This is a genomic window from Nitrospirota bacterium (assembly GCA_040756155.1).
In the GTDB taxonomy this organism is placed as follows: domain Bacteria; phylum Nitrospirota; class Thermodesulfovibrionia; order JACRGW01; family JBFLZU01; genus JBFLZU01.
In genome coordinates this window covers 1-19,765 of record JBFLZU010000118.1, presented here as the reverse complement: position 1 = coordinate 19,765, position 19,765 = coordinate 1, and the positions used below count along the sequence as shown (strand labels likewise).

Below are 19,765 nucleotides of genomic sequence, written 5' to 3'. Positions count from 1 at the left end.
ACCATAAATTTATCCTTGACAAAAATGTCATAGAAATGCAGACTTAGTAGTCTAAAATTTATATACCGAAAGGAGAGAAGTAATGGAAAAGGCTGATTATTTTTTTACTTCGGAGTCGGTTACTGAAGGACATCCCGACAAGATAGCCGACCAGATCTCAGATGGTATACTCGATGCCATGCTTGCACAGGACCCTGCGGCAAGGGTTGCGTGTGAAACAATGGTGACCACCGGACTTGCCTTTGTTGCTGGTGAGATTACAACAACCTGCTATGTGCATATTCCTGATATAGTGAGAGAGATTATAAGGGACATAGGTTATACAAGAGCGAAGTATGGTTTTGATTATGAGACATGCGCCGTTATAACATCTATTCATGAGCAGTCATCTGATATAGCACTAGGTGTGGACATCGGAGGTGCAGGGGATCAGGGGTTAATGTTTGGCTATGCATGTAATGAGACAGAGGAGCTGATGCCCCTTACGATTATGCTTGCACACAAACTTGTCAGAAGGCTTGCAGAGGTGAGGAAAAAAGATATACTCGGTTATCTGAGACCTGATGGAAAATCACAGGTTACTGTGGAATACAGAGATGGAAAACCATTCAGGGTAGATGCTGTCGTTGTATCTGCACAACATAGCCCTGATATAACACTGAAAGAGCTAAGGGAAGATATCATCGAGAAAGTAATAAAACCTGTTATGCCACCACATTTACTTGATGAAGAATATGTCACCTATCATGTAAATCCAACTGGTCGTTTCGTGATTGGTGGACCAATGGGTGATACAGGTCTCACGGGGAGAAAGATTATTGTAGACAGCTATGGTGGTGTTGGTAGCCACGGTGGTGGATGTTTTTCGGGAAAGGATCCATCAAAGGTCGACAGATCTGCTTCCTACATGGCACGTTACATAGCAAAAAATATAGTTGCATCAGGAATTGCAGAGAAATGCGAGATACAGCTTGCATATGCCATAGGTGTTCCCGAGCCTGTCTCTGTCCTCGTTGATACATTCGGCACAGGAAAGATACCAGCAAAAGAGCTAACAAAAATAATCAGGGATTATTTTGATATGACCCCCAAAGGAATCATAATAAAACTCGATCTGAGGAGACCTATATTCAAGAAGACAGCTGCCTACGGACACTTTGGAAGAAATGAGCCAGAATTTACATGGGAAAAAACAGATCTGGTAGAAACTCTGAAGAAGGCTGCGGGGGTATAATTCTCGGTAGACAACGGACTTTATGTCCGTTGATTCTGCCTAAATCAACGAGGTAAACCTCGTTGTCTACCAAAATCAGGGGGGTAAATGAAATACGATATCAAGGATATTAATCTTGCAAAAACAGGAAGACTCAGAATTGAATGGGCAAGAAAGAATATGCCAGTGCTTAATTCTATAAAAGATAGTTTCAGAAAAGAGAAGCCCCTTAAGGGTATTAAGATCGCTGCATGTCTCCATGTGACTACAGAGACCGCAAACCTCATGGAAACACTCAAGGGGGGAGGGGCAGATGTTTTTCTCTGCGCATCAAATCCATTAAGCACTCAGGACGATGTGGCTGCATCGCTTGTAAGAGACCTCGAAATCCCTGTATTTGCCATCAAAGGTGAGGATAGCAGGACATATTACAGACATATAAAATCCGTGCTCGATTACAAGCCTACTGTAACAATGGATGATGGTGCAGACCTTGTCTCCACACTCCATTCAGAAAGAAGAGACATCGCATCCAATGTAATTGGTGGAACAGAAGAGACTACTACAGGGGTAATAAGACTGAAGAGCATGGCTAAGAGAGGTGTTTTACTCTATCCGATAATTGCAGTCAATGATGCCAATACAAAACATCTTTTTGATAACCGATATGGAACAGGACAGAGCACGATAGACGGTATAATGAGGGCAACAAACAGGATGCTTGCAGGAAGTAATTTTGTTATCTGTGGTTATGGGTGGTGCGGAAGGGGTGTAGCGATGCGTGCAGAAGGAATGGGTGCAAATGTCATAATTACAGAGACAGATTCCTTGAAGGCGCTTGAAGCCGCTATGGACGGTTACAGGGTTATGCCTATGCTGGAGGCAGCGAGGATCGGTGATTTCTTTGTTACGGTCACAGGTAATATAAATGTTATAAGAAAAGAGCACTTCAGACTCATGAAGGATGGTGCTATTGTTTGTAATGCAGGACACTTTAATGTTGAGATAGATATGGCAGGGCTTGATTCCTTGGCGACGAAGAAGAGAAAGATAAGAGAATTTGTTGAGGAATATGTGTTTTCCGGTGGTAATAAGATATATCTGCTTGGTGAAGGGAGACTGGTTAATCTCGCTGCTGCAGAAGGACATCCACCAGTAGTTATGGATATGAGTTTTGCCAACCAGTCTCTCTCTGTGGATTATATTGTTAAGAATAGAGGCAAACTCAAGAAGGATGTCTATAGGGTCCCAGAGGTAATAGACAAAAGGATAGCAAGACTGAAACTTGCATCCATGGGGATAAATATAGACCGTCTGACACCTGAACAGAAGAGGTACCTTGCATCTTGGGAGATGGGTACGTAAACCACCACACCTTTACCCTCACACCAAAGATTTTGGTGCAGGGGTGGCTTTCCCTGTTACTCGCTTTGCGAGGAATTCAGGCCATTCATCCCTGTCTTTGCAGACAGGGCTTTCTGGTGTGGTGGTAAAGATAGTAAAAAGTGAGAATTAAAGATATTGTAACAAAACTCATCGAAAATGCCATCGAGAAGGCGAGAGCAGATGGCACGCTGAGCCTTAAAGATACCCCACAGATAACCATAGAGATACCACGAGATAACCGATTCGGAGACCTTGCAACTACTGTAGCGATGACAATAGCCTCGATGACTAAAAGTAATTCAAAAAAGATCGCAGAAAGTCTTCTCAGAGCGATAGAATGCAGTGACGCTATCGAAAGCGTAGATATCGCTGGTCCAGGATTTATAAACTTCAGGTTTAAAAAGTCCTACTGGTATGAGACCCTGAGGGATATTGTTGAAAAGGGTAGTGATTATGGGAGGATTGATACAGGAATGGGTTTAAAGGTTCAGGTAGAGTTCGTAAGCGCCAATCCGACAGGACCTTTACATATTGGGCATGGGAGGGGTGCAGCTGTCGGGGATGCGATTGCGAATCTTCTGTCAGTGGTGGCAGGATACGATGTCCATCGTGAGTACTATATAAATGATACAGGGACACAGATGAAGAATCTCGGCGTCTCTACATATCTTAGGTATCAGGAGATACTTAAAGAAAATGGCTTGATAGATGAGTCATCTTATCATCGCCTACAAGGCAGAGAGAGCCCATATGCAGGAGCTTATATCAGAGAAATTGCAAGACATCTCTTCTCGAACTACAGCGATAAATACTCTTTGACGAAGGTTTCTGAAGAAGAATGCATCGCATTCTTTTCAGAGTATACAGCAGGAGAGATACTCGATGGAATAAAGAATGATTTAAGCCTATTTCGTGTGAAGTTTGATAAGTGGTTTTCTGAGAGTGACCTTTACAGAAATGGAGAGGTTGATAAGATTATAAAGGAATTGCAGCAAGATGGACATATATATGAAGAGGATGGCGCCCTCTGGCTGAGATCAGTAGACTTCGGTGACGATAAAGACAGGGTAGTCGTCCGTAGAGGTGGAGAGAAAACATATTTTGCTTCTGATATTGCATACCATAAGAATAAATTCGAGAGGGGATTCAAAAAGATAATTGATGTATGGGGTGCTGATCATCACGGCTATGTCCCGAGAATGAAGGCGATGGTAAAGATACTGGGCTATGACCCTGAACCGTTAAAGATACTCCTTGTACAGCTTGTGACATTGCTTAGGGGTGGAAAACCAGTGGCGATGTCAACAAGGACAGGAGAATTTATAACCCTCAGGGAGGTTGTAGAGGAGGTAGGTGTTGATGCTACAAGATTTATATTTCTTACAAGGCGTCCTGATAGTCATCTTGAATTTGATCTGGAGATTGCTAAGAAACAATCAGAAGAAAATCCGGTTTATTATGTTCAGTATGCCCATGCGAGGATATCGAGCGTCTTCAGACACGCTAAAGAGAAAGGCGCCATCCCCCCTGAGATAAATAAGGTAAATCTTACAAGACTTGATATTCCTGAAGAGATAGATATCCTCAGGCTTATCTGTTTCTATCCACTTATTCTTGAAGGGGCTGTTATTGCCCTTGAGCCTCACAGGCTTACATCCTATCTTCATGAACTTGCATCTTATCTTCATAGTTATTATAATAAATATCGGATTATTTCTGAAGACCAGGAGTTGACCTATGCAAGGCTTTATCTTATAAATGCGTGTGGCATCACGCTCAGGAACGCATTGACAATACTCGGTGTATCAGCACCTGAGAAGATGTAGGCGATGGGTCTTGTAACTCTCCTCGTATTTATGTTATAAAATCCTGTCAGGCAAGATCCCTGACTTATGTTAAACAAATCATGGAGAAAGGAAGGCGTATGAAAAAGAAGATATATCTGATAGATGTTACAAACAGAGATGGGGTCCAGACATCAAGGATACTTCTCAGCAAGCTTGCTAAGACCATGCTTAATATCTATCTTGATGAGATGGGCTTCTATCAGAGTGAGGTTGGTTTTCCTGTTCTCAGACATGAAGTCAATTATATAAATGCAAATCTCGAACTTGCAGAGATGGGGGTTATTAAAAGGCTACATCTTGAGGGATGGTGCAGGGCTGTTGTAGAGGATGTAGAGACTACGTTCAAAAACTGTCCAAAGATAAAACATCTGAATCTATCCATGTCTACCTCTCCCATAATGATTGAAGCAAAGTTCCGAGGAAAGAAAGAGTGGAAGGACATATTGAAGTCTGTTACAGATGCAGTTGATGCAGCAAAAGCCCACGGTGCGGAAACAATAGGCGTGAATGCAGAGGATGCCTCAAGAACAGAACTCGATAGGCTTATTGAGTTTGCATCGGTAGGTAAGGAACACGGGGCTGACAGATTCCGCTATTGTGATACACTTGGTGCAGACGATCCATTAACCATTTATACAAGGATAAGGACGATAGCCGAAAAATCTGGCATACCTATTGAGATGCACTGCCACAACGACCTTGGTATGGCTGAGGCAACATCGGCTGCAGGGGCATTAGGTGCTATAGATGGTGGAATGGATACCTATATAAATACGACTGTAAACGGATATGGCGAAAGGGCAGGGAATTGTGACCTTGTTTCAATCATACTTGCATTCAAATATTCAAGTGGATTCAAAGACAGAATGCTTCTTGATGAACATATAGATCTCAAAAAGGCGTGGAAGATTTCGAGATATGCATCTTACACCTTCGGAATACCTATACCGATAACCCATCCAGGGATAGGTGCAAATGCCTTTGCTCACGAGTCGGGAATCCATGCTGATGGTATGCTCAAGGATAGAAGAAATTATGAACTTTATGAACCAGAGGATGTGGGTAGGGGTGAACCAGAGCTTCTCGAGACAGGAAGGATAATAACCACAGGAGCGTATGGCGGTATTAAAGGATTCCGGCATGTCTATGAAAAATTAGGGGTACATTTTCACGATGATGCTGAGGCAAGAAGGATACTCGAACTTGTTCGGTATGCTAACCTCCATACACAGAAGCCTCTGACAGACGATGAACTGAGGTTTATAGCATCATACCCAGAGCAGGCAAAGAAAATTTTGACAATCATGCCCTAAATCTGAGGGTAACGAGTGATTGGTAACAAAAATGATATACCAAATAACCCTCATTCCAGGCGATGGTACTGGCCCAGAAATAACCGAGGCAACAAGAAGGGTGCTCGATGCAACAGGTGTAAATTTTGCGTGGGATATACAGGAAGCAGGGATAGATGTATATAACAAAACGGGTAATCCACTCCCTGAAGGTGTTATTGAATCATTAAAACGCAACAGGATTGGATTAAAAGGACCTATTACGACACCTGTAGGAGGTGGCTTCAGGAGTGTTAATGTTACCCTGAGGAGAAATCTTGACCTTTACTGTTGTCTTAGACCATGTAAACTCTATAGGGGTGTTCCCTCAAGATTCGATAAGGTTGACATTGTAATAATCCGTGAAAATACAGAAGACCTCTATGCAGGAATAGAATATGAAGTTGGAACTGAAGGGGCAAAGAAGATTAGAGAAACCGTGGCTAATACAACAGGCATATCCATCGCTGATGACTCTGGAATAAGCATAAAGCCAATCTCGGTGAAGGGTTCAGAACGGATAGTAAGGTTTGCATTTGAGTATGCAAGGGCAAATGGCAGGAAAAAGGTTACTGCTGTTCACAAGGCAAATATTATGAAATATTCAGATGGTCTCTTTCTCGAGACTGCGAGGGAGGTTGCTACGGAGTATCCTGATTTAAAATTTGATGACAGGATAGTAGATAATATGTGTATGCAGCTTGTAAGACGACCTGAGGCGTTCGATGTACTTGTGATGCCAAATCTATATGGAGACATAATCTCTGATCTCGCAGCAGGGCTGATAGGAGGACTTGGTGTTGCTCCAGGAGCAAATATCGGGGAAAATATTGCAATTTTTGAGGCTACACATGGAAGCGCCCCAAAATATAGAGGTATGAACAAGGTAAATCCAACAGCCATGATGCTTTCAGGGGTAATGATGCTTAACTATATAGGGGAGAGGCATGCTGCGGAGAGATTGGAGAATACGATAGCATCCATAATCGCTGAAGGGAGATATGTTACATATGATATGAAAACTTCACCTGATGACTCTTCAGCAGTTGGCACATCAGAAATGGCTGATGCCGTGATAAAGGAATTTACAAAAAGTTATAGATGAGAAGAAAGGTATCAATCATAGGCGCAGGGAATGTGGGGGCATCTACAGCCCAGAGAATACTCGAGAAAGAACTCGCCAATGTTGTCCTTGTTGATGTTGTGGAAGGGCTTCCTCAAGGAAAGGCACTTGATCTTGCAGAAAGCGCCCCTGTAGAAGGGTTTGATTGTTTCTCTATCGGGACAAACACTTATGAAGATACCGCTAACTCTGATGTAGTGGTTATAACAGCAGGGCTGGCGAGAAAACCAGGCATGAGCAGGGATGATCTGATTATGGCTAATTTTGAGATTGTCAGATCTGTTACTGCTGAGGTCTCAAAGAAGTCCCCCTCTTCTGTGATTATAATTGTAACAAACCCTATGGATGTTATGACCTATGTGGCTGCTGTGGAAAGTAGATTTCCAAAGAACAGGGTTATTGGTATGGGAGGGATATTGGATTCTGCTCGGTTCCGTGCATTTATCTCTATGGAACTCGGTGTATCTATAGAGAATATCCATGCGATGGTGCTTGGCGGCCATGGCGACGATATGGTGCCGCTTCCAAGATATACAACGGTTGCTGGTATACCTATTATCGAACTTATTCCTTCAGATAAAATTGATGCAATCATAAAGAGAACCAGAGATGGTGGTGCAGAGATAGTCGGTCTTTTAAAGACTGGTAGTGCGTATTATGCTCCATCTTCAGCAGTAGTAGAGATGGTAGAGGCTATCATAAAGGATAAAAAAAAGATACTACCGTGTGCTGCCTATCTTGATGGACGCTATGGCGTGAGAGGCATCTATGCAGGAGTTCCTGTGAAGCTCGGTAGGGGTGGTGTGGAAGACATACTTGAACTCAAGTTAACGGATGAAGAAATGGCAGCATTTCTCAGGTCTGTAGATTCGGTAAGAAAAGGGATAGAAAAGTTAAAGATGGATGTTACAGGAGGTTGAAGTGATTGAGAGGACACTTTCGATAATAAAACCTGACGGCGTATCTAAAGGTCTCATAGGCGAGATAATAAAGAGATTTGAGAACAATAAACTTAAACTAATTGCGATGAAGATGGCACATCTGAGTAAAAAAGAAGTTGAGGGTTTTTACATTGTCCATAAAGATAAGCCATTCTATAAAAGCCTTACCGAATTTATGTCTTCAGGTTCTGTAGTTCTGATCGTTCTTGAAGGCGAAGATGCTATAAATAAAAATCGTGAACTTATGGGTACGACAAATCCAGCGAATGCTGCGCCGGGAACTATCAGGGCAGACTTTGCCTCTGATGTAGAACAAAACATCGTTCATGGTTCAGACTCACAAGAGTCGGCAGCCTTTGAGATTCCATATTTTTTCAGCGTGGTAGAGATAGTGGGTTAACAATTTATTTTTACAATCAAGCTTTTTGAATGTAGAGCTCCCAGTAACCTTTATCCTCAAGCCTGACAGCTTCAAACTTGTGTCCCGTTTTTTCACAGAATTTCGGTATACTATCCTCTGCTGAGGCAGGAGCATCACATATTACCTTAATTACTTGGCCGCTCTGAGCCTTTTCAATCGCCTTCTTGGTCATTAAGAGAGGATATGGACAGACCCTACCGAGTACATCAACTACCTGTACTGGTTCCCTATTACTTAACTCAGACATTCCTCATACCTCCTTATCGATCTTTATGCCTTATCAAGGATTAAGTGATTTGAGCAGATACGATAAATACTATAGACAATACAGTTAGTTAAGTCAAGACATTTTGTTTTTATGAAACAGCCAAGATAATTTTGCTTGACATTACTTGAATTTTAGGGTAAAAGTTTTGTCAAGCTGTGTCAATTCTTATTTTAGATATGTCATGTGAAAGGAGGCATAACGATGTTAAAGTCTTATAACTTTTTGTGGTATCCCCTCATCTTGTTTGCAATTATCTTTTTATTTTTTAAAAACACCCATGCAGATCCAACAACTGTTAGTGAAATAAACCAGAAAGAAGAAACAGATTCTCATGTATCACCGGACAAAAACACAAGAGATGATATATCTGATAGTCCACAGCAAATCATTAATTCTGTAAATTATTATGCCTCTCTTGTTAATCTGGATGTCCCGATTGTTATAAACAACGCCGTTGAGAAAAGTATCAAGCTTTTCACTTACGCTATCAGAGACCGCTTCAATCTCTGGCTTAACAGGTCAGAGAGATATTTAGACCTTATGAGGGAGATAATAAGGGATAAAGAGATTCCAGAAGACCTTGTCTATCTGCCACTGGTAGAAAGTGGATTTAATCCCTATGCTTATTCTCGTGCCAAGGCAAGTGGTCCATGGCAGTTTATTGCATCTACAGCAAAGCGGTATGGGCTAAAGATTAACTGGTGGGTTGATGAGAGACGCGACCCTATTAAATCCACGGAGGCTGCTGCTTTATATCTTAAAGACCTCTATGAAATGTTTGGATCATGGAAACTGGCACTTGCTGCATATAATGCTGGTGAGCGAACGGTAATGAAAGCACTCACAAAGACAAAGGTTGATGATTTCTGGAAAATAAGGGAGACACGCTACATCAAGCGCGAGACAAAAGAATATGTTCCAAGATATATAGCCGCTACCATAATAGCCAAAGACCCTCAGAGTTTTGGTTTTGAGGTGCAACCCCACGAACCGTTTCTTTTTGATGAAGTTGTGATCAATACCCCTACCGATCTAAAGGTAATTGCAAAAGCGGCAGGTGTATCTGTCGAAGAGATCAAGGAACTTAATCCTGAACTGAAACGATGGTGTACACCTCCAAATCATTCTGAGTATAAAATAAGATTACCTTTTGGAACAAAAGAGGAATTTCTCACAAATATCGAACAGATACCAGAGAATGAAAGACTCAGTGGTAACTTCTATACCGTCAAGAAAGGAGATACCTTAAAGAAAATTGCAAAGGGATACGGTGTCTCATATAAAACAATTATAGAAGCGAACGCCTTAACGAAGGGGCATATTCTATCAGCAGGAGACCGAATTTTCATACCTAAAAAGGGGTTATATGCGGAAACGGATAATGTAAAAAAGAGCAAGAAAAAGAAGAAAAGGATTACTTACTCTTAATCCTTTTTAATCCTTCTTAAGCCTCTTGATTGATTCAGAAGCCTCTGTTAGCCATGGTGAGAAGGGAAATTTTTCTACAATAACCTGATAATTCTTGATGGCATTACCCTTTTCCCCTATAGACTCGTATATCCTTGCTATTTCAAGATAACAGAGGTCTCTGATCCCACATTCTTCTGACCTTGATGCAAGTTCGAATGATTCGATTGCCTTAGATGTATCTCCCACCCGCAGATATGCGTATCCCATTTTGTGATAAACCAGTGGAAGAAGCCATGTAACTTTATGATATCTGTCAATAAAAACCCTATAAGATTTAATAGCATTGTCGAAATCACCCATCTTGTAGTATGAATTTCCTACCCCGAATTGTGCTAAAGGGGCACTCTTTGTTCTTGGATATTTTGTAACAACCTGATTATACAACTCCAGTGCCTTATTGTATTTGGTATCCTGATAATACTCAACTGAGGCATCATACATTAATGCCTCAGCCTTTTTGTTGATATATATATTTGCATAGATACTTCCTGCAATGGTCAACACAACCATAAAGATCGATGCAGATGCAATGATAAAGAACCGTCGTCTTTCCTGTATAAAAACAAGCACAGGGGTAAATATGCTTTTTGGCTCTTCTGGTACTATTTTCTTTTTTACCTTTTTTCTAAATCTTGCCAGATTTTTCCTCCACTATCTTCTTAGAATTGTTGAATACTTCAATAATCCTTTCTTTTGGTAAACCAGCAGATAGAAGTATCCTCTCTGCATCTATATCTGATATAAGGTCTGCAGGTGAGTGAGCATCGGTATTGATTACCAACTTAGTCCCGAAGAGCATTGCCTTTGTGACGATGAAGCCGTTTGAAATACAGTGTCCTCTCCTTGATGTGAGTTCTAAATGAATCCCTCTCTCATGAGCCAGAGCAATCTCTTCATCTGTTATGAATCCAGGGTGAGCGAGTATATCAGCACCAGCCTCTATCGCTGCCATGTTCGTTCCAGTAATAACTGGTTCAATAGGGCTTTCACCATGAACAACCACAATCTTTGCACCGAGTTCTCTTGCCATCTTTACCATGGATGGTATTGTCTCTGGAGGCACATGTGTGATTTCTGCGCCTGGTATTGCGATTATTTCCCAGAATCTGTTTAATTCCTCACATACCCTGACTATACGGGGTACTACAAAATCGATATTAGAGCTATCAACATGATCTGTAATGGCTATGGCTGTGTATCCTATTACAACTGCCCTTCTTACAAGCTCGGAGGGAAGAAGTTCTCCATCACTGAATATTGAATGTGTATGCAGATCAATCATTAACTCAACCCTTACCCCTTAATCCTTAATCCTTAATCCTTTTCTCCCTATATCCTTCCTGTAATGAACCCCTTCCCATTTTATTTTACTTACAGCTTTATATGTATTCTCTATTGCTGTCTTTATTCCCATGCCAAGTGAGGTAACTCCTAAGACCCTTCCTCCTGCAGTAACAAATTCCCCATCTTTAATCTCTGTGCCTGCATGAAAGACAATAACATTATCCAGTTTTATAGATTCACTTAGCCCTTCGATTATATCACCCTTTCTGTATTTACCCGGATAGCCTTCAGATGCCATTACAACACATACAGCGGCCCTCGTATCCCACTCTATATCTACCTCAGAGAGTCTCTCTTCAACAACACTCTCAAGCACAGGAACAATATCACTCTTCATCTTGACTATTACGGGCTGTATCTCAGGGTCTCCAAATCGTGCATTGAACTCAAGAACTATTGGTTCTCCATCTGAAATCATCAATCCTGCATATAAAACACCTTTATAATTTATCCCTTCAGACCTTAACCCCCTGATTACAGGAGCCATAATATTATTCATTATCTTCTTTTCCAATCTCCTTGTGACTACAGGGGCAGGTGAATATGCACCCATTCCACCTGTATTCGGACCTTCATCATTGTCATACAACCTCTTGTGGTCCTGGGAAGACGCCATGGGAAGTATCGTCTTCCCGTCTGTAAATACCATAAATGATGCCTCTTCGCCCTGAAGATGCTCTTCAATAACAACCCTGTTGCCTGCCTCACCGAATACCCGCTCTTTCATTATCAGTCTGAGGGTATTAATCGCATCATCCACAGTATTTGCAACAATGACGCCCTTTCCTGCTGCAAGTCCGTCTGCCTTGACAACTATAGGTGCGCCCTTTAACCTTATGTATTCCTCTGCCTCACGGATGGATGAGAATACCCTGAACTCGGCGGTTGGAACGCCATATCTCCGCATCAATTCCTTTGCAAACGCCTTACTTCCTTCTATCTGTGATGCCCTCCTGTTAGGGCCAAAGATTCTTAACCTCTCTTTTTCAAATGCATCAACTATACCGAGCGTAAGTGGAAGTTCAGGACCAATAACGGTGAGGTCAACCGCCTCATATTTTGCGAATGTGAGAAGGTCTTCTATATTATCAGGCTTGATATTTATACATTCGGCTATCGTAGATATCCCTGCATTGCCAGGGGCGCAGAATATCTTACGCACCTTTGTGCTCTGTGCTAACTTCCAGACAAGGGCATGCTCTCTTCCACCACTGCCTATTACAAGAACCTTCATAATTTTTTGAAATTATCAAATCCTATTCGGTAGACAACGGACTTTATGTCCGTTGATTCTCTCTGATTCAACGAGGATAAACCTCGTTGTCTACCAAATTCAACTCTTACCCCTTGACCCTCTAAGTTAGTGTCTGAAGTGTCTCATTCCTGTAAATACCATTGCCATTCCATGCTCGTCAGCCGCATGAATAACTTCTTCATCCCTGAGCGAACCACCGGGCTGGATGATTGCAGTTACCCCTGCCTCTGATGCTGCGTCTATAGAGTCTCTGAACGGGAAGAATGCATCAGATGCGATAACCGTACCCTTTACAGGGAAGCGCGCCTTCATTATGCCTATCTTTGCAGAATCCACCCTCGACATCTGTCCTGCGCCTATACCTACTACAACATCTGGATTTGAATATACAATCGCATTCGATTTTACATGCTTGCATACCTTCCATGCAAGTTCCATCGCCCTGTACTCGCTATCTGTTGGTGTGCGCCTTGTTACAACCCGAAGTGCCTTTATATCTTCAATCTTACCAAGATCTCTGTCCTGATATATCAGACCTCCAACCACTTTTTTCATGTCCACCCCTTGAGATTCGCCCTTTATCTCAGCACCAATGTCAAGAAGCCGTATATCCTTCTTTGACTTAAATATCTCTATCGACTCCTCCGTAAAACCCGGAGCAATGACCACCTCTACGAAAGTTGAGGTTATCTCCTTTGCGGTTTCAGCGTCTACTATATGGTTAAAGGCTATTACACCACCAAATGCAGATACAGGGTCAACCTCTCTTGCCATCCTGTATGCCTCAACGAGCCTTTCTGCCCTTGCTACACCGCAGGGATTGTTATGTTTTATTATGACCGCGGATGTCTCAGCAAACTCCTTCACGAGTTCAAGTGCCGAGTTCGCATCCAGTATATTATTAAATGAAAGCTCTTTCCCCTGCAGTTGTCTTGCTGTTGCTACGCATGGCTCCTTGACATTGAATTCCCTGTAAAAGGCTGCCCTCTGGTGAGGGTTTTCTCCATACCGGAGATCCTGCTCCTTCTCGAATTGAAGGGTTAGTATCTGCGGGAATTTCGACTCTCGGCTCCATACCCTCGATTCTAAGTATCTCGAGATAATACTGTCGTATCTTGAGGTATGCTGAAACACCTTCATTGCTAAGATATATCTGGTCTCTGCACTAACATCGCCATCGAGTCTCTCCATTTCATCAGCTACCAATTGATAGTCATCAGGGTCAGTTATTACTACCACCTCCTTGAAGTTTTTAGCCGCAGAACGGAGCATAGCAGGTCCACCTATATCTATATTTTCGATCGCCTCTTCAAGGGTGCAATCCGATTTATTTATTGTCTTTTCAAATGGATAAAGATTTACAACCACCATATCAATGGGCTTTATTCCGTATTCATTCATCTGTCTTCTGTGTTCAGGATTGTCCCTTATACCAAGCAATCCACCATGAACCTTTGGGTGAAGGGTTTTTACCCTCCCATCCAGCATTTCAGGAAACCCTGTAAAATCAGATATTTCCGTGATGGTAAGCCCTGATTCTATCAATGTCCTTGCCGTGCCACCTGTTGATATTATCTCTACATTAAAATCAGCCAGTCTCCTCGCAAAAGAAGAGATTTCCCTTTTATCTGAAACACTTATAAGTGCCCTCCTGATTTTACCCATGGCTACCCCTCCTCTGAAAATTTTGGATAATATAGCCTTTTAAAAAGGTCATTGTCAATCCTATTTAATCTATGCTATATTAAGGCTGTTCAATAGATAACGGTATAGGGAGGTGTTTTGTATATGCATCGAGCTAAAGAAGGGGCTCCCAAAAATCGAAAGATTTTTGGGATATTAGATGGTGGTATTCTTCTATTCGTGTTTCTTATAGTCAGCATTGTTATATCCACTTCTGTTTCAGGGATTGAAAATGCACAGCGAGCGTTAGCGAGCGAATATGAAACAAAACAATTCCTTACATTTCGAAGCTCACTACAGTTAGCTGAGCTTCAAAAGCAAAAGACGAAGGAGGTGCGAAAGATGCTTAAAAATATTACATGGTTAGGACATGATACATTTAAGATTGTTGATGAAAAGACAATATACACAGACCCATTTCAGATTAAGAAGTCTGATACTGCAGATATAATCCTTATTACACATGAGCACTACGACCACTGCTCACCAGAGGATGTAAAAAAGATTCAGGGACCAAACACGACAATTGTTACCACTGCGGACTGTGCTAGAAAACTCAGAGGAAACATAAAGACTGTTAAACCTGGAGACAGGATTAATGTTAGTGGGGTAGAGATCGAAGCAGTCCCTTCATACAATATCAATAAACCATTTCATCCAAAAGCTAATGGATGGGTAGGGTTCATCTTTATAGTGCAAGGACAGAGGATTTATATAGCGGGTGATACAGATTATATCCCGGAGATGAAAAACTTCAAGGTAGACATTGCACTACTTCCAGTATCCGGTACATATGTTATGACTGCAGAAGAGGCAGTCAAGGCAGCACTTGATATAAAACCAAAACTTACAATTCCAATGCACTATGGAGCCATAGTAGGTTCTGAGTCAGATGCACAGAGGTTTAAAGATATGCTTAAAGGAAAGGTGGACGTAGAAATACTTAAAAAACAGTAGACAGTAGATAGTAAACAGATCACAGAGAAGACAGAAGACAGAAATAGAGATGAAGGAGCGGGTTGGCGAGATATTAAATCTTCTTGAGAAGATATACCCAGAGCCAAAACTTGCCTTAAGTTTTAACAATCCATTAGAGTTACTTATAGCTACTATCCTTGCTGCACAGTGCACAGATTTAAAGGTAAATCAGATTAGCAGCAGGCTTTTCAAAAAATATAAAAGCGTAAAAGACTATGCAATGGTAGATATAAAAGATTTAGAGAACGACATAAAAGAGATAACTTTCTATAAAAACAAGGCAGCATATATCATTAAAGGGGCAAAAAAGATAATCGAGGAATTCGGTGGAAAGGTACCACAGGATATCTCTAAACTGATAACACTTCCAGGAGTTGGCAGAAAAACTGCCAATATACTGATTGGTAATGCATTTAAGGGACAGGCGATAGCGGTTGATACCCATGTCCTGAGGGTTTCTAATCGACTTGGATTGGCAACCTCCTCTGATCCAGATAAGGTTGAAGAGAATCTCACAAGGCAAATACCACAAGAAAAGTGGACTACTTTCACACTCGCCATGATACTTTTTGGTAGAAAGGTATGCACGGCTAAGAATCCAAAATGTGGCACATGTGTTCTCTATGGGGTATGCAGATGGGAAGGGAAGAAGATATCAGGGAAGAAAATAGGAAAATAAGAGAATTGAGGTTTGTTGTCGATCTTACTATGAGTGTCATCATGCAGACCAATGTAACCATGCTTGAGGCAAGTCAGCTTGTTGAGGGTGTTAAAGGGGTAGCTTCACGCCTCTTCCCCGGCAAAGAAGAATTATTTGAACTCATATATAGACCGAGATTTCAAAGGGCCATCGCCGAGAAATTCAGGAGTAATTAGCAAGGATATAGACTTATGCATGTACCCGATATTCTTTTATCCAATGAGATAGAATCTGCTCTGAAGAGTGAGTTGATAGGAAAGTATGTGTTTTTGTTTGATGAGGTTGATTCAACGAATACAAAGGCAAGAGAACTTGCAGAGAAGGGATATGATGAAGGAACCGTGATAATGGCGGAAAACCAGAGTAAAGGAAGAGGCAGGCTCGGTAGAGTATGGGTCTCACCACCTGGGGTAAACTTTTATATCTCTATTATACTGAAGCCAGAGTTGGTTCCTGCAAAGGCAACCAGAATAACTATGTTGGTAGCTGTAGCAGTTGCATCCGTATTAAGGAAGACACTTTCACTTCCTGTAACGATAAGGTGGCCAAACGATATCCTTGTAAGAGACAGAAAATTAGGGGGTATACTAATAGAAATGGATTCTGAGATGGACAGGGTCAACTATGTAGTCATCGGTATAGGAATCAATGTCAATATGGATATATCAATCCTTCCAGACGGCCTTCAGAAAACGGCAACATCAATTAAGAGAGAATTGGGACACGAGGTAAAAAGGATAGACATTCTTATACCCCTTTTAAAGGGAATTGGATACTGGTATAGGGTGTATAAAAAGGATGGTATCCATCCAGTCTTAAATGAATGGATAAATCTTTCATCCATACTTGGAAAAAGGATAAGGCTCTCTACACCAAAGAAGGTAATAGAGGGAAAAGCCGAAGGTATCGATGAGGATGGAAGACTGATTATAGGATTTCCTGATGGCTCATTTGAACTTGCGAGTTCCGGGGATGTAACGGTAATAAAATAGTTATGTTACTGGCGGTTGACATAGGTAATACAAATATCGTGGTAGGCGTCTTTAAGGGGGATTTGCTTAAGGCAAGCTGGAGACTATCTACAAAGATGCATATTACTTCGGATGAATATGGGATTTTGATGACAGAGTTGCTTTCCATTAAAGAAATAAAGAAAGAAGATATTCATGATGCGATTGTATCATCTGTGGTGCCACCACTTACACCGGTTATAGAAAACACACTAAAAAAATATTATGGGGTAAAACCTCTTATCGTATCAAGTAGTATCAATACAGGGCTTAATATATGCTATAAGAATCCCGATGAGGTTGGTGCGGATAGGATAGTTAACGCTGTAGCAGTATATACACTTTATGGCGGTCCAGCGATAATTGTAGATTTTGGAACTGCAACTACTTTTTGTGTTATTTCTCAGAATGCAGAATACATTGGTGGTGTAATAATGCCAGGCTTGACTATCTCTGCCGAGGCACTCTGGAACAAGGCATCGAGGCTAACCCGAGTATCATTAGAAAAACCAGATATGATTATAGGTGATACAACAGTCAAAAGCATGCAATCAGGGATACTGCTCGGACATGTTGGTGCTGTAGATAGAATTATTGAGGAAATAAAATTTGAACTATCAAATCGATGGGGAGAAAACCTTCCTCACATAATTGCTACAGGAGGATTTGCAGAGCTGATAGTGCCACTTTCAAGATATATAAAGATTGTAAAGCCATCTCTTACATTAGAGGGACTAAGAATAATCTACGAGAAAAACAGAGGAGCAGATGTTTGAACTGAGAAAAGACCCACTTCTCGGAAGGTGGACCATCACAGCCAAAGATGATACGAAAAAACTATCTGATTATGATCTTGACCCCTTCATCCCTAAAGATAAAAGCTGTACATTCTGCCCAGGAGCGGAGAATAAAACAACAAAGGAGATAATGACTGTTAAAGATAAAGAAACAGGGAAATGGCTTACGAGAGTTATTCCGAACAGGATTCCCATCCTGAGAATAGAAGGTAACATTAACAGACAGGGTGTAGGAATGTACGATAAGATGAATGGTATAGGTGCGAATGAGATAATAATAGAATCTCCTGAACACACGAGGTGGCCTGAGGATATAGGAGCAAGCCAGATGGAAAAGGTGCTTACTACCTACGGGGAGAGGATCATTGATCTTGAAAAGGACTCCAGACTTAGATATGTGCTGATTTTTAAAAGCTATGGGGAGGCATCAGGTGCTACCATGGAACATCCCCACTCACAGCTTATTGCTACACCAGTAACACCAAAAAGGATAAAAGAAGAGCTTGATGGGGCAAAGAATTATTTCTCCATAAAGGAGCGATGTATATTCTGCGATATAATAAAAGAGGAACAGAAAACAGGGCTGAGGGTTGTGGTAGAGAATAAGGATTTTATCGCGTTCTGTCCTTTTGCCCAGATATTTCCTTTTGAGACATGGCTGCTTCCCAAGAGACACAATTGTGCATTTCAGGATGTTGATGACTCAGAGATTGCATCACTTGCATCTATACTGACTGATATTCTTAATAGGATAAAATCAGTTCTCAATAATCCATCATACAATTATTCTCTGCATACAGCACCAAATCGAATGCCACGGAAAGGGCACTGGTTTACCCTCATGGATGATTTTCACTGGCATATCGAGATTATTCCGAAACTGAAAATGGTAACAGGATTTGAGTTGAGCTCAGGTTTTTTTGTGATATATACACCTCCAGAAGAATCAGCAGAATACCTCAGAGGTGAATATTAGAGGAGGCTTTATGAAGATCGAAAGAATACTTTTACCAACAGATTTTTCAGAAGGTTCAAATAACGCACTGAAGTACGCAGCATCACTATCTAAAGAATATGGTGCAAAACTTTATCTCATGCATGTGATACATGATATATCTGCGACTGCCGGGTGGCATGTGCCTCACATGCAGCTTGATCAGATATACAAGGAAATGGAAGAAAATGCTGCAAAGGATCTGGAAAGGTATTGCAGAGAAGCTCTAAAGGAAATCAAGGATATAAAAACGATCCTGGTTAGAGGTCTGCCTGCAGAGGAGATAATAAAGGCAGCCTCTGACGAAAAAATTGATCTAATCGTTATCGGGACGTATGGACGCAGAGGTATTGAACGTATTATCTTTGGTAGTACTGCTGAGAAGGTAGTTAGAAGTGCTCCATGTCCTGTGCTCTCTGTGAAGGTGCCGGAATATAAATTATAAGAGTTATATTTATACTATTTTTATAGAAGATGAAGGTGTATATTTCAGAAAGCGCTTTTATGGATCTGGTTCTCAGCTCAGCAGAGGTATATAAAAAAGAATGTCTTGGCATACTTCTTGGTTATCGGCTTGAGGACAGGTTTATAATAGAACATGCCTTCACATACCAGACAGCGAAGAGAAAACCGAAGGGTGTTGTCTTTCAGCGCAGGAGACATAAAAAAATAGAAGAGATACTCAAGAAATTCGAAAGGCTACAGGTACTCGGAGACTTTCATTCACATACACAGTTTGGACCAATGAAAGGTATCCCTAATCCAAGCGAGGTAGATATAAGGGGGATGCAGGCAGGGAAGATATACTTAATAGTAGTCATAAACGATAATGAGAGAAAGATACAGTGGAAGGAAAACAGAGATGGAACGCTCTCTGGAACACTCGGGAGATTCTATTATAAGATATCTGCTCATTATCTTTATAGACGAAAGGGATTGAATGGAAAGATGGCAAAGAGAGCAAAGATATATTGTAACTTCTCTACAGGCATGAATGGTGCATA

The 19,765-nt window shown here is 41.3% G+C and carries 21 protein-coding genes; 16 read left to right on the top strand and 5 right to left on the bottom strand.

The genetic code is table 11. The annotated features are described in order from the left end of the window. The first annotated feature begins 82 nt into the window (after positions 1–82). The 7 genes from metK (at position 83) to ndk (ending at position 8,241) form a co-directional block, all read left to right on the top strand. Entirely contained in the window at positions 83–1,234 is a 1,152-nt protein-coding gene (gene metK / locus AB1488_11295) for a methionine adenosyltransferase (GenBank protein MEW6410670.1), read from the top strand. Between the two features lie 87 nt (positions 1,235–1,321). Then, the gene (gene ahcY, locus AB1488_11290; protein ID MEW6410669.1) at positions 1,322–2,578 is read left to right on the top strand and encodes an adenosylhomocysteinase; all 1,257 of its coding nucleotides are present in this window, start codon (positions 1,322–1,324) and stop codon (positions 2,576–2,578) included. Between the two features lie 140 nt (positions 2,579–2,718). Continuing rightward, the gene (gene argS / locus AB1488_11285) at positions 2,719–4,425 is read left to right on the top strand and encodes an arginine--tRNA ligase (GenBank protein MEW6410668.1); all 1,707 of its coding nucleotides are present in this window, start codon (positions 2,719–2,721) and stop codon (positions 4,423–4,425) included. Positions 4,426–4,523: 98 nt separating this feature from the next. Further along, positions 4,524–5,759, top strand: a complete 1,236-nt coding sequence (locus AB1488_11280; protein ID MEW6410667.1) for a homocitrate synthase — start codon at positions 4,524–4,526, stop codon at positions 5,757–5,759. Between the two features lie 31 nt (positions 5,760–5,790). Continuing rightward, entirely contained in the window at positions 5,791–6,882 is a 1,092-nt protein-coding gene (locus AB1488_11275; GenBank protein MEW6410666.1) for an isocitrate/isopropylmalate dehydrogenase family protein, read from the top strand. Further along, on the top strand, positions 6,879–7,820 hold the full coding sequence (gene mdh / locus AB1488_11270; protein ID MEW6410665.1) for a malate dehydrogenase: 942 nt from the start codon (positions 6,879–6,881) through the stop codon (positions 7,818–7,820). The genes AB1488_11275 and mdh overlap by 4 nt, the downstream gene beginning before the upstream one ends. Before the next feature lie 4 nt (positions 7,821–7,824). Beyond that, entirely contained in the window at positions 7,825–8,241 is a 417-nt protein-coding gene (ndk, locus tag AB1488_11265; protein MEW6410664.1) for a nucleoside-diphosphate kinase, read from the top strand. A gap of 16 nt (positions 8,242–8,257) precedes the next feature. Here ndk and AB1488_11260 read toward each other — a convergent pair whose 3' ends face one another. Beyond that, on the bottom strand, positions 8,258–8,509 hold the full coding sequence (locus AB1488_11260) for a sulfurtransferase TusA family protein (protein ID MEW6410663.1): 252 nt from the start codon (positions 8,507–8,509) through the stop codon (positions 8,258–8,260). A gap of 222 nt (positions 8,510–8,731) precedes the next feature. Here AB1488_11260 and AB1488_11255 point away from each other — a divergent pair, with 222 nt between their 5' ends. Further along, positions 8,732–9,958, top strand: coding sequence for a transglycosylase SLT domain-containing protein (locus AB1488_11255; GenBank protein ID MEW6410662.1), 1,227 nt, complete (start codon positions 8,732–8,734; stop codon positions 9,956–9,958). 6 nt (positions 9,959–9,964) lie between these two features. Here the strand turns inward: AB1488_11255 and AB1488_11250 are convergent, their stop codons facing one another. The 4 genes from AB1488_11250 to purH form a co-directional block, all read right to left on the bottom strand. Then, positions 9,965–10,570 (bottom strand): tetratricopeptide repeat protein, encoded by a 606-nt coding sequence (locus tag AB1488_11250; protein ID MEW6410661.1) that lies wholly within the window; start codon positions 10,568–10,570, stop codon positions 9,965–9,967. 55 nt (positions 10,571–10,625) lie between these two features. Next, positions 10,626–11,282, bottom strand: a complete 657-nt coding sequence (locus AB1488_11245; GenBank protein MEW6410660.1) for a histidinol phosphate phosphatase domain-containing protein — start codon at positions 11,280–11,282, stop codon at positions 10,626–10,628. Positions 11,283–11,300: 18 nt separating this feature from the next. Further along, positions 11,301–12,578, bottom strand: coding sequence for a phosphoribosylamine--glycine ligase (gene purD, locus AB1488_11240; protein ID MEW6410659.1), 1,278 nt, complete (start codon positions 12,576–12,578; stop codon positions 11,301–11,303). 126 nt (positions 12,579–12,704) lie between these two features. Next, positions 12,705–14,264 carry a bifunctional phosphoribosylaminoimidazolecarboxamide formyltransferase/IMP cyclohydrolase gene (purH, locus tag AB1488_11235; GenBank protein MEW6410658.1) on the bottom strand — a complete coding sequence of 520 codons (1,560 nt, stop codon included), beginning with the start codon at positions 14,262–14,264 and terminating at the stop codon, positions 12,705–12,707. A 123-nt stretch (positions 14,265–14,387) separates the two neighbouring features. Here purH and AB1488_11230 point away from each other — a divergent pair, with 123 nt between their 5' ends. From AB1488_11230 to AB1488_11195, 8 genes are all read left to right on the top strand, one after another. Next, positions 14,388–15,239: an MBL fold metallo-hydrolase gene (locus AB1488_11230; protein MEW6410657.1), complete on the top strand. Its 852-nt coding sequence runs from the start codon at positions 14,388–14,390 to the stop codon at positions 15,237–15,239. A 49-nt stretch (positions 15,240–15,288) separates the two neighbouring features. Beyond that, positions 15,289–15,939 carry an endonuclease III gene (nth, locus tag AB1488_11225; GenBank protein ID MEW6410656.1) on the top strand — a complete coding sequence of 217 codons (651 nt, stop codon included), beginning with the start codon at positions 15,289–15,291 and terminating at the stop codon, positions 15,937–15,939. Then, positions 15,897–16,136, top strand: coding sequence for a hypothetical protein (locus AB1488_11220; GenBank protein ID MEW6410655.1), 240 nt, complete (start codon positions 15,897–15,899; stop codon positions 16,134–16,136). The genes nth and AB1488_11220 overlap by 43 nt, the downstream gene beginning before the upstream one ends. A gap of 15 nt (positions 16,137–16,151) precedes the next feature. Beyond that, positions 16,152–16,952 carry a biotin--[acetyl-CoA-carboxylase] ligase gene (locus AB1488_11215; GenBank protein ID MEW6410654.1) on the top strand — a complete coding sequence of 267 codons (801 nt, stop codon included), beginning with the start codon at positions 16,152–16,154 and terminating at the stop codon, positions 16,950–16,952. Positions 16,953–16,954: 2 nt separating this feature from the next. Beyond that, entirely contained in the window at positions 16,955–17,746 is a 792-nt protein-coding gene (locus tag AB1488_11210; protein MEW6410653.1) for a type III pantothenate kinase, read from the top strand. Beyond that, positions 17,739–18,743: a galactose-1-phosphate uridylyltransferase gene (gene galT, locus AB1488_11205; GenBank protein ID MEW6410652.1), complete on the top strand. Its 1,005-nt coding sequence runs from the start codon at positions 17,739–17,741 to the stop codon at positions 18,741–18,743. The genes AB1488_11210 and galT overlap by 8 nt, the downstream gene beginning before the upstream one ends. Positions 18,744–18,753: 10 nt before the next feature. Beyond that, positions 18,754–19,206 carry a universal stress protein gene (locus tag AB1488_11200; GenBank protein MEW6410651.1) on the top strand — a complete coding sequence of 151 codons (453 nt, stop codon included), beginning with the start codon at positions 18,754–18,756 and terminating at the stop codon, positions 19,204–19,206. Between the two features lie 35 nt (positions 19,207–19,241). Further along, on the top strand, positions 19,242–19,765 hold a 524-nt coding region (locus tag AB1488_11195; GenBank protein ID MEW6410650.1), incomplete at its 3' end, for a Mov34/MPN/PAD-1 family protein.